Origin of the sequence: Pseudomonas frederiksbergensis (assembly GCF_003732705.1) — a bacterium.
In the GTDB taxonomy this organism is placed as follows: domain Bacteria; phylum Pseudomonadota; class Gammaproteobacteria; order Pseudomonadales; family Pseudomonadaceae; genus Aquipseudomonas; species Aquipseudomonas frederiksbergensis_F.
Map to the genome: position 1 here is coordinate 142,593 of NZ_MOBR01000020.1, position 12,402 is coordinate 154,994.

2 protein-coding genes are annotated in these 12,402 nt (G+C 63.7%); one reads left to right on the forward strand and one right to left on the reverse strand.

All coding sequences use genetic code 11. From position 1 onward, the window contains the following. Nucleotides 1–52: 52 nt before the first annotated feature. On the reverse strand, nucleotides 53–1,009 hold the full coding sequence (locus tag BK667_RS21980; protein ID WP_123513740.1) for a nucleoside-specific channel-forming protein Tsx: 957 nt from the start codon (nucleotides 1,007–1,009) through the stop codon (nucleotides 53–55). A 456-nt stretch (nucleotides 1,010–1,465) separates the two neighbouring features. On the opposite strand from BK667_RS21980, the gene BK667_RS21990 reads away from it, so the two are divergent. Beyond that, a complete protein-coding gene (locus BK667_RS21990) occupies nucleotides 1,466–12,010 on the forward strand; it encodes an autotransporter-associated beta strand repeat-containing protein (RefSeq protein ID WP_185058259.1) in 10,545 nt (3,514 codons plus the stop codon). Nucleotides 12,011–12,402: the final 392 nt, after the last annotated feature.

The following is a 12,402-nucleotide window of genomic DNA, read 5'->3' on the forward strand; positions in this document are numbered from 1 at the left end:
ATGACTGAACGCATGACAAACCGCTTGCAGCTTGTCGCTTGAAACTTGCCGCTTAAAACTGATAACCGATGCCGGCGTAGTAACCCCAGCCGTTGGAACGGGCTTTGAAGTCGCCGTCGCCGAAATTCAACTCGCTGCCATCCTCCCAGTTGCCGCCGTTGTGGAAGTAACGGCCGACCAGGGTGAAGCGCAAATGGGTAAACGAGTAGAGCAACACGTTGGTGGCCACGGTGGCGTTGGCGGTGCGGGCCGGGTTGTCCTTGTGCAGGTCGGAGCCGAAGTCGAAGTTGGTGAAACCGATGTAGGTCAGTGATGCGCCATTGCTGAAGCTGCTGATGGGCACGATGTATTTCAACTGGGCGCGGTAGCCGTCCCAGGAATATTCGTTGCTGGCGCCGTAGTTTTCCCACTGGTAGCGACCGTAGAAGTTGGCCGACAGATTGACCCGCGAGTGAGTGTCGATGTCGGTGCCCAGGCCGCTGTACAGCGTGTTGGCGCGGTTGCGGGTGTTGCTGCCGTGGTCGTAGATCCAGTCGAACGCTACGTACCATTCCTTGAACGGCCCGACGGCCAGGCTGCGACCGGCCAGGTAGTCGATGGAGATCCGCGGTTCATGCTCCATGAACAGCGGCGATCCGTGGTCCCACGCGCCTTTGTCATGGCTGTTGCCGATGTCGAAAATCTTCGGGATGTCGACGTAGCCATACAACTCGAACGGCCCCTTGCGCCCGAAGTATTCATATTCCAGGTACACATCGTCGGCCGGTTGCGGGCCGAAGCTGATGTCCTTGCTGCCGATGACCGTCAGGTCCTGGTTGAACCAGTCCGACAGGTACGCGCCTTTTTTCGGCGGGTTGGCTTCCGGGCTAAGCGCTTCGCCCTGGGCTGACTCTTCGGGGAGGACGGGTTGCGCCAAAACGGTGCCGCTGAGTAGTCCTGTAACGCTGGCCAGTAGCAAAGAAACAGCAAAGGTGCGCGAGCAAGTCACGCGGCTGGACGTGCGGAGCATTGAAAGTCCCTTTTCGTGCGGATCGAAGGCCCGGTTTTTCGGGCTTGCGCGGTTAGGTAGCGAAAAAGCCGTTATCGGCGACTCGCAAACGTTTGCACATCCCATACCAATTGTTTCAATCACATGAAAATTCGAAGAAATCCGTCGTTTTACTGTCCTTTTGATCAGGTAAATGACATCGCCCGAATACCGCCAATCCCCTGTGGGAGCGAGCCTGCTCGCGAAAACGGTGTGTCAGCGTACATCGATGTTGTATGTGCCGGCGTCTTCGCGAGCAGGCTCGCTCCCACAGGGGGGTTGTGCACGAAAGTATTAATGCTAATTAACCCGCGCCTGATCCGGTCCATCAACTAACGTGCCGGAATGAAACGGTTTTTTTCAGCCGGTCGCTGTCTTGATTTGCGTGTGGATGGATTCATGGCCAGGGTGGCCGGATAGCACGCCCTTCAAGGAAGAATGGTTAACCACGTAAAGGAACTGCCCGTGGACTTGAGATCTGTTGTCGCCCCGATTTTCCGCGTTTGTCCTCTTTTTCTCGCTGTCCGCCTCGGTATCGTTGGGGTGTTTGTCACCCTCAGTCCTCAAGCCATGGCCGCCTGTACCCCCGGTAGTCCGACGGCGGGCGGGACGGTGACGTGTAGCGGCGTGCCGTCGCTGCCGCTGTTCCTCAACACCTTTTCCAGTGCGGTGAATGACCTGACCGTCAACGTCGGGTCGGCGGCGCAACTGAACGCGACCCTGGGCGGGCAGGTGCTGAACCTCACGGGCAACAACATCACCCTGAACAACTCGGGGTTGATTGACCCGGCGCTGCTCGGCGCGGTGACGGCCCTGAGCGCGGGCGCGGTGATCGGCAACGCGGGGGCCTCGGTGATGAACATCACCAACGCCGCCACCGGGATCATCCGCGGCACCGGCGACTTGCTCGGCGTCAACCTGGCCAGTCTCAACGGCATGGCGCTGAACCTCAACAACAGCGCCGGCGGCAGCACCAACATCGTCAACAACGGCACCATCGGCTCGACGGCTCTGCTGAACGTCACGCTGTTTTCCGCCGACACCCCGATCGTCGCGGCGCGCGGCGGCGCCCAGGTCAACGTGATCAACGCCGGCACCATCAACGGCCGGATGGCCTTCGAGACCTCGGCCAGCGGCAACACCTTCGTCAACTCCGGCACCATCGCCGGCGGTGTGTCGATGGGCGACGGCAGCACCAACACCTTCACCGCGATTACCGGTTCGACCATCACTGCCGGTGGCGGCATCGGCCTGGCCCTGGGCGGATTGATCGGCGTCAACCTGACCTTCGCCCCGACCGGCCAGATCGACGGCGGCGCTGGCGGTATCAACTCACTGATCCTGCAAAACCCGATCGGCATCGGCGGCGGCACCTCCGGGGTCGGCACTGTTTCGAGCGCCAACTACGTCAACTTCAACAACCTGACGATCAACAGTGGCACCTGGACCTTGCAAGGTCCGCTGATCAGCGGCAGCACCACGCTCAATGGCGGTATCGCCCAGTTCAACAACAGCGCGACCTTCGGCAGCGGCGTCCTGACTGTCAATGGCGGCGGGTTGCAGGCCAGCACCGGCGGCTTGTCGTTGAGCAACCTGATCAACGTGGGCGCCGCCGGCCTGTTACTGCAGGGCACCAACGCCATCACTCTCGGCAACGTGATCAGCGGCAGTGGCGGCATCACCAAGAACGGCACCGGCCAACTGATTCTCAACGGCGCCAACACCTATTTGGGCAACACCACCCTCAACGGCGGCTCGGTGCAACTGGGCAATAACCAGGCGTTCAGCGCCGGCACGGTGACGTTCGGCGGTTCCACCGTGTTGCAGGCGCCGGGCACCATTACCCTGAACAACAACATCGTGCTCAACAGCGCCATCGGCACGTCCGGTGTCGGCAGCCTGACCCTGGCGGGGTTGATCAGCGGTGCGGGCAGTATTTCGAAAAACGGCAGCGGCACCCTGGCCCTGACCGGCAACAACACCGGCTATACCGGCAGCACCGACCTCAACGCCGGGACCCTGAGCCTGGCGAATAACAATGCGCTCGGCAGCGGCTCGCTGAACGTCAACGCGGCGGCGAGTCTCAATACCACCTCCGGCGTGACCCTGAACAACTCGGTGGCGCTGAACGGCAACCTGACCGTCGTCGGCAGCAACAACCTGACCCTCAATGGCCTGGTGTCCGGCACCAGCGGCTTGATCAAGAATGGCCTGTCGACCCTGACCCTGACCGGCAACAACACCTACCAAGGCCCGACCTCGCTGAACGCTGGCGCGCTGGTGTTGGCCTCCAACACCGCGCTGGGCACGGGCGCGCTGAACGTGGCAGCCGGCACTTCCCTGGACACCAACCTCGCCGTGACCCTGGCCAACGCGATCAATCTCGGCGGCGACCTGACCCTCGGCGGTACTCAGGCACTGGGCCTGACCGGCGCGATCAATGGCGCGGGCAGCCTGATCAAGAACGGCAGCGCTGCGCTGAATCTCAGCGGCAACAACGGCTACGCCGGCAACACCACACTGAACGCCGGCACCCTGATTCTCGGCTCCAACACGGCGCTGGGCCTGGGCACCTTGAACACGGCGGCCGGCACCACACTCGATGCCAGCTCCACCGTAGCAGTGGCCAACGCGGTCAACACCACCGGTGACCTTACCCTCGGCGGTACCGCCAACCTGACCCTCGGTGGCGTAGTCGGCGGCACGGGCGGGCTGATCAAGAACGGCGCGGCCAACCTGACCCTCAACGGCGCCAACACCTTCCTCGGCAACACCACCCTGAACGCGGGCACCCTGACCGTGGGCAACGCCAATGCCTTGAGCGGCGGCGTGCTGACCGTGGCCGGTTCTTCGACGCTGGACAGCAGCGCCGGTGTCGCTATCGCAAACAACATTGCGATGAACGCTGACCTGAGCGTCGGCGGCACTAACCAACTGACCCTCGACGGCGTGCTCAGCGGCACCAACCAGTTGATCAAGAACGGCGCGGCCAACCTGACGCTGAACGGCGTCAACACCTTCGCCGGCGGCACCACCCTGAATGCCGGCAGCATCACCGTCGGCAATGCCGACGCACTGAGCACCGGCGCCCTGACCGTGGGCGGCGCGAGCACGCTCACCGGCAGCTCGGCCCTGGCCCTGGCCAACGCCATCACCCTCAACGCCAACCTGACCACCGGCGGTGCCAATGCACTGACCCTCGACGGCACCATCGCTGGCGCGGGCGGGCTGATCAAAACCGGCGCTTCGAGCCTGACCCTCACCGGCGCCAACACCTATTCCGGCACCACGGCGCTGAATGCCGGCACCTTGATCGTCGGTTCGAATACCGCAATCGGTAGCGGCGCGTTGAACGCGTCCGGCGGTACTACCCTCGATGCGAGCACCGCCACCACCCTGGCCAACGCGGTCAACCTCGGCGGCAACCTGACCCTCGGCGGCACTAATGCGCTGATCCTCAACGGTGCCGTCAGCGGTATCGGCGGTTTGATCAAAAACGGCGCGGCTGACCTGACCCTCAACCACGCCAACAATTACCTCGGCTCCACGGCGCTGAACAACGGCACGCTGATCGTCGGTGCCAGTGGTGCCTTGGGCGCCGGTGTGTTGAACGCGGCGGCCAACACCACCCTCGATAGCAACACTGCCGTGAGCCTGAGCAACCAGGTGAACCTGGCCGGTGCCTTTAACGTCGGCGGCACCGCGGACCTGACCCTGACCGGGCTGGTCAACGGCGCGGGCAACCTGGTGAAAAACGGTACCGGCAATCTGGTGCTCGGTGGTGCCAACGGCTTCCTCGGCGGCACCACGTTGAACGCCGGCACCCTGACCGTCGGCAACGGCTCGGCACTGGGCCTCGGCGGTTTGACCGTCGGCGGCGCGGCGACCCTCGACAGCAACGCCCCGGTCAGCCTGGGCAACAACGTAGCGCTGAATGCCGACCTGACCGTCGGCGGCACCTCGAACCTGACATTGGGCGGCGTCGTCAGCGGCACCAATCAACTGATCAAAAATGGCGCGGGCAACCTGACCCTCAATGGCGTCAACACTTATCAAGGCAACACCACCCTGAATGCCGGCACCCTGACCTTGGGTAACGGCACGGCACTGGGCACTGGCGCACTGATCGTCGGCGGCACGTCGAGCCTGGATAACAGCGCAGCCTTCAGCGTGGCCAACGCCGTAACCCTGAACGCCGATCTGAACTTCGCCGGCAACAACAACCTGAACCTCGCAGGCGTCATCGATGGCGCCGCTGCGCTGAATAAAAACGGTCTGTCCGACCTGACCCTCAGTGGCAATAACAGCTTCACCGGGGCTTTGAACATTCTGTCCGGCAGCGTCACCGCCGCCAGCACCGGGGCGCTGGGCAACACCTCCGGCGCCAACGTCAGTGCCGGCGCCAGCCTCAACCTGGGCACCGATGCCAGCCTCGCCGGCCTCAGCGGCAGTGGTGATGTGCTGATCGGTTCGGGCAACACCTTGTCGGTGGGCGGCGTCAATACCACCAGCACCTTCGACGGCGGCCTGTCCGGCCCTGGCGGCTTGACCAAAGTCGGCACCGGCACCCTTAACCTCACCGGTATCAACGGCCTCACCGGCAACACTGCAGTCAACGGCGGCACCCTGGACCTCAGCGGTTCCCTGGGCAGTGCCAATGTCAACGTCAACACTGGCGCGACCTTGACCGGCACCGGTTCGGTACTGGGCGCATTGAACGTGGCCAACGGCGGTCACCTGGGCCTGAGCAGCGGCAACACGCTGTCGGTCGGTTCGCTGGCCCTGAACAGCACCTCCAATATGGACGTCGCCCTCGGCACACCGTCCACCAACTCGCTGCTCAACATCGGCGGCAACCTGACCCTGGACGGCTTGCTCAACGTCAGTGATGCCGGTGGTTTCGGTGTCGGTGTGTATCGCCTGATCAACTACACCGGCAGTCTGCTGAACCTGGGCATGAACGTCGGTGCGACCCCGATCGGCTACAGCCTGGCGGACCTGGCGCTGCAAACGGCGGTCGGCAACCAGATCAATTTGCTGGTGACCGCGCCTAACGCGAACCTGCGTTTCTGGGATGGCAGCCAGACCATACCAAACGGTTCGGTGGACGGCGGCAACGGTACCTGGAGTGCCGGCAGTACCAACTGGACTTCGGTTGATGGCTTGACCAATCAGACCTGGGCCAGCGATTTCGCGATCTTCCAAGGCACGGCGGGTAACGTGACGGTGCTCGGTCCGCAGACCTTCACCGGCATGCAGTTCGTCACCGACGGCTACAACCTGCTGACCGGCGCGGCGGGGAAACTCACCGCCGTCAATGGCACCAGCGGCAATACGGCGATCCGGGTCGATCCGGGCTCCACGGCGACCATCAGCGTCGCCATCGACGGCGCCGGTACCCTGGCCAAACTCGACAGCGGCACCCTGGTGCTCAACGGCGCCAACAGCTACACCGGCGGCACTTTGCTTAATGGCGGCACACTCGTTGTGGGCAGCAACACGGCACTGGGCAGCGGTGTACTGACCACCGCTTCGGGCACCACTCTGGACAGCAACGTCGCCGTCACCCTGGGCAATGCCGTCGATCTGGCGAGTAACCTGAATATCGGTGGCAGCAATGCCCTGACCCTCAACGGTGCGATCAGTGGCGTGGGCGGTCTGGTCAAGGCCGGCGGGTCCAACCTGACCCTCGGTGGCAACAACAGCTTCCTCGGCCCAGTGAGCCTGCTTTCCGGTGGCCTGGTGCTGGCCTCCGACTCGGCCCTCGGCGCCGGTGCGCTGAACGCCGCCAACGCCACCACCCTGGACGCCGCGACGGCGGTGACCGTCGGCAACGTGATCAATCTGGCCGGTAACCTCAACGTCGCTGGCAGCGCTGACCTGACCCTCGCCGGTGCCGTCAACGGTGCCGGTAGCCTGAGCAAAACCGGCGCGGCCAACCTGGTGCTCAATGGTTTCAACGGCTTCCTCGGCGGTGTCGATCTGAACGCCGGGACCCTGACAGTCGGCAATGCTTCAGGCCTGGGCCTGGGCAACCTGACCGTCAGTGGCGCCTCGACGCTGGACAACAACACGGTACTGAGCCTGGCCAATAACGTTGGCCTGAACGCCAGCGTGGCGGTGGGCGGCAGCAATGACCTGACCCTCGGCGGCGTGATCAGCGGCGCTGGCGGCCTGAGCAAGAATGGCGCGGCGAACCTGACGCTCAACGGCGTCAACGTCTATCAGGGCGATACGACCCTCAACGCCGGCACCCTGACCCTCGGCAACGCCGCAGCACTGGGCACCGGTGCCTTGACTGTCGCTGGGGCTTCGACACTGGATAACAGTTCGGCGCTCAGCCTGGCCAACGACGTCAATGTCAACGCGGCGCTGAACGTGGCCGGGGTCAATAACCTAACCTTGGCGGGTGCCGTCGGCGGCGCCGGAACCCTGAGCAAAAACGGCGCGGCAGACCTGACCCTCAGCGGCACCAACACCTTCAGCGGCACCTTCGACGTGCTCGGCGGCAGCTTGAGCACCACCAGCGCCACCGCCCTGGGCAACAACGCCGGGGTCAATCTTGGGACCGGCACCAGCCTTAACCTCGGCGCGTCCGGCAGCCTCGCCAGCTTGAGCGGCACCGGCACGGCGCTGGTCGGCGCTGGCAACACCCTGAGCATCGGCGGCAACAATGCCAGCAGTCTCTTTGACGGTGTGCTCGACGGCAGCGGTTCGCTCGATAAACTCGGCAGCGGCACCTTCAATCTCACCGGCATCAATAGCCTGACCGGCGACACCAGCGTTAACGGCGGCACCCTGAATGTCAGCGGTTCTCTGGCCAGCGCCAACGTTGCGGTCAATAACGGCGGCACATTGGCTGGCAGCGGCAGCCTGCTTGGCGCGGTGAATGTCGCCGATGGCGGTCACGTCGCACTGGCCACCGGCAGCGCCTTGTCGGTGGGCTCGCTGGCCTTGAGTGGCAACTCCAACCTCGATGTCGGGCTCGGTGCTCCGGTGTCGGGCGGCGGTAATGCGCTGATCAATGTCGGCGGTAACCTGACTCTCGACGGTAACCTCAACGTCAGCGACATCGGCGGTTTCGGCAGCGGTGTGTATCGCATCATCAACTACACCGGTGCCCTGACCGACAACGGTCTGGTCGTCGGCACCGTGCCGGGCAGCGTATCGCCGGGCAATCTGCAAGTGCAAACCGCCGTGGGCAGCCAGGTCAATCTGCTGGTCACCTCACCGAACACCACCGTGCAGTTCTGGGACGGCGCGCAAGCCGTCGGTAACGGCGCAATCGACGGCGGCAACGGCACCTGGGCCAGTGGCAACACCAACTGGACCAATGTCGATGGCACGGTCAATCTGGGCTGGGCCAACAGTTTCGCGGTATTCCAGGGCACGGCGGGCACCGTCACGGTTGACGGCGCGCAGAGCATCACTGGCATGCAATTCGTCACCGACGGCTACAGCCTGGTGAACGGCACGGCGGGCGCACTGACCCTGGTCAATGGCGGCTTGGGCAACGCGACTTTCCGCGTCGATCCGAACGCCACCGCGACCGTCGGCGTGGCGATCAATGGCGCGGGCACTCTGGGCAAATACGACACCGGCACCCTGGTGCTCAACGGCCTCAACGGTTACACCGGCGGCACCGCGCTGAACGGCGGCACGTTGGTCGTGGGCAATGACGCGGCGCTGGGCAGCGGTGTCCTCACCGCCGCCAACGGCACCACGCTGGACAGCAACACCGCGGTCAGCCTGGCTAACGCGGTGGCATTGAACGGTGGGTTGAGCGTCGCGGGTTCCAACGCGCTGACCCTCGGTGGTGTCGTCAGCGGCACCGGCAGCCTGATCAAGAATGGCGCTTCGAGCCTGACCCTCAACGGCAGCAACACCTACGCCGGCGGTACGCAGTTGAATGCCGGCTCGTTGATCCTCGGCAACAACAGCGCCATCGGCACGGGTGCACTCGGCGTCGGTGGCAATGCGCAACTGGACAGCACCGCAGCCCTGCAATTGGCTAACGCCATCAACCTCACCGGGCAGTTGACCCTGGCCGGCACTCAGGCCACCACCCTCAGTGGCGTGATCGGCGGCACCGGCAGTCTGGTGAAAAACGGCAGCGGCACACTGTTGCTCAGCGGCACCAATACCTACAGCGGCGGCACCACCCTCAACGCCGGCACCACCAGCGGCAACACCACCAGCCTGCAAGGCGCGATCCTCAACAACGCCGCGCTGGTATTCGAGCAATCCAACGACGGCACTTACACCGGCAACCTCACCGGCAACGGTACGCTGACTAAAAACGGCACCGGGGAATTGCTGCTTACCGGCACCAACGGCCTCACTGGCGACACCAATGTCCAGGCCGGTTCGTTGCTGGTCAACGGCACGCTCAACAGCGCGAATGTGAACGTGGCGAGCGGGGCGAAAATCGGCGGCTCGGGCCAAATCGCTGGCGCGGTCCAACTGGCCAGCGGTGCAACCCTGGTTGGCGGTGGCAGCGTCACGCCATTGTCGTTCGGCTCCCTGGCATTGGCGTCGGGCACTAACCTGGACTTCAGCCTCGGTTCGGCGACCAGCTCGACCAACGTGGTCAACGTCGCCGGTAACCTGACCCTCGACGGCACGCTGAACGTCAGCGATGCCGGCGGCTTCGGCACCGGCGTCTATCAACTGTTCCGCTACGGCGGCGACCTGACCGACAACGGCCTGACCTACGGCACGTTGCCGGGCGGTGTATTGCCGGCGAGCCTGACCCTGCAAACCGCGCTGGCCAATCAGGTCAACTTGCTGGTGCAAAGCAGCCAGGGTGAAGTGCAGTTCTGGAACGGCGGCAAAACCAACGCTGACGGCACGATCAGCGGCGGCGACGGCACCTGGGGCTCGAGCACCAACTGGACGGACGCCGGTGGTACGGCGAGCCAGGGTTCGGCCCGTCGGTTCGCCGTATTTGGCGGCCAGGGCGGCACTGTGACGGTTGCTGGCAACCAGGGCTTCACCGGGTTGCAAGTCCTCGACAGCGGTTACCGCCTGGTGCCGGGCGCAGATGGCAGCCTGACCCCTATCAATGCGGCCGATGGCAGCCTGGCTGCCGTGCGGATCAACTCCGGCGTCACCACTGAAATCTCGGCGCCTCTGGTCGGCACCGGCGGCATCGAGAAACTCGACTCCGGCACCCTGGTGCTCAGCGGCGCCAACACCTACAGCGGCGGCACCACCGTCAGCGGCGGTACGCTGGTCGGTAATAGCACCAGTCTGCAGGGCAGCATCCTCAACAATGCGCGGGTGCTGTTTGCCCAGGCCAATAACGGCTTTTTCAACGGCGTACTCAGCGGCACCGGTGATCTGGTCAAACAAGGCAGCGGTTCGCTGCTGTTAGAGGGTAATCATCCGTTCAGTGGCACCGTTGAAGTCGAGCAGGGCCTGTTGATCGTCGGTGATCCACCGGCAACCTTGGCCGGGCAGGTCACCGTGTTCCACGGTGCCGCGTTAACCGGTAACGGCAGCGTCGGTTCGGTGGTCAACCACGGGGTGTTCTCGTCCGGCGCGAATGGCGAAACCCTCAGCGTCACGGGCAACCTGACCAACGCTGCGGATGGCCTGCTGGCACTGACCATCACCTCGCCGACCATCACCCCGATGGTCGTGGGTGGTACGGCAACCCTTGATGGCGCTCTGCAAGTGACCAATCTGCTGCCGTACAGCGGCGACACCACGTATAAGCTGATTACGGCGGGCGGCGGCGTCAACGGTACGTTCAGCGCTACCGATCTGCCGGAACGCGCGTTCCTCGACACATCACTGGTGTACAGCGCCAATGAAGTCGATCTGGCCGTCAGTCGCAACCAGACGTCCTTCGCCACCATCGCGGCCACGGGCAACCAACGGGCCACGGCGTCCGCGCTGAGCCGCAATGGCGTGGCCGGTGCGGCGTTGCAGACCGAAATCATCAACCTCAGCACTGGCGGTGCCCGTGCGGCGTTCGACAGCTTGTCCGGGGAAATCCACGCCAGTACCGCCAGCGCCATTCTTGAAGATTCGCGTTACATCCGTGACGCCGTCAACGACCGCATGCGCCAGCCGTCCTGCAGTGGGCCTGACGATCCTCGCCGCGCGCTGGCGCCAAGCGAAAATCGCCTGACCAGCGGTGGCTGCCACGGTGAAATGGTGGGCTGGATGCGTGCACTGGGCGCCTGGGGTGAGATGGATGGTGACAGCAACAGCACCAAACTTGATCGCAACCTCAGCGGCTTCATGCTCGGCACCGATAAACAGATCGACGATCAATGGCGTGCCGGGATGGCCGCCGGTTACACCCGTAGCGACCTGAATGCCCACGACCTGCGCTCCGACGCGACGGTTGAAAGCTACCACCTTGCGGCGTACCTCAACTCGCAGTTCGACGCCTTGGCCGTGCGCCTGGGTGCTGCTTACAGCTGGCACGACATCGAGACCAAACGTGATGTCGCCGTCGGCGGGTACAACGACCGGTTGAAAGGTAATTACGATGCCCGCAGCGCCCAAGTGTTCGGTGAAGTGGGTTACACCGTCGAAGCGGCCGGGATTGCCCTGGAACCGTTCGCCGGCCTGTCCTACGTCAACTACGACAGCGATACCGTGCATGAAAAAGGCGGGGTAGGGCGTCTGAAAGCTGATTCCAGCCAGGACATCACCTTCTCCACCCTGGGCCTGCGTGCCGGCAAAGTCATCACCCTGTCCAACGGTGGGCAATTCACCCCGCGTGCGGCCATCGGCTGGCGTCATGCCTTCGGCGACACCAAACCGGACGCCGACCTGAGCTTTATCGATGGTGGCGCCTCGTTCAGCACCCAAGGCGTGCCGATTGCCAAGGACAGCGCGCTGCTTGAAGCGGGTGTGGACTTCCAGATCAGCCCGACCGGCAAACTCGGCCTCGGCTACTCGGGACAGGTGTCGGGCAAGAATGAAGATCATGCAATGACCGTCAGCTTCACCCTCGGCTTCTGATCATGGTCGAAGTGCTTTAGCCGCCCGAAAGGGCGGTGATCGTTCCCACGCTCTGCGTGGGAATGCCTCAACGGACGCTCTGCGTTCGGCTCTGGAATCAAACGAGGATCATGGTCGAAGTGCTTTAGCCGCCCGCAAGGGCGGTTTTTTTTGCCCCGAAAACTGCAACCACCCCTGTAGGAGCAAAGCTTGCTCGCGAAGAGGGCATTACATCCAACATCTGATTTGGCTGTTACACCGCTTTCGCGAGCAAGCCCGCTCCCACAGTTGATCTATGGTGGACACAGAATTTATGTCCACATGCGATCCAATGTGGGAGCGTGCTTGCTCGCGAAGAGGCCTTCACAGTCGCCGCCGTCCGGTCTGCTAGAATCGCCCGCATTGACCCCACA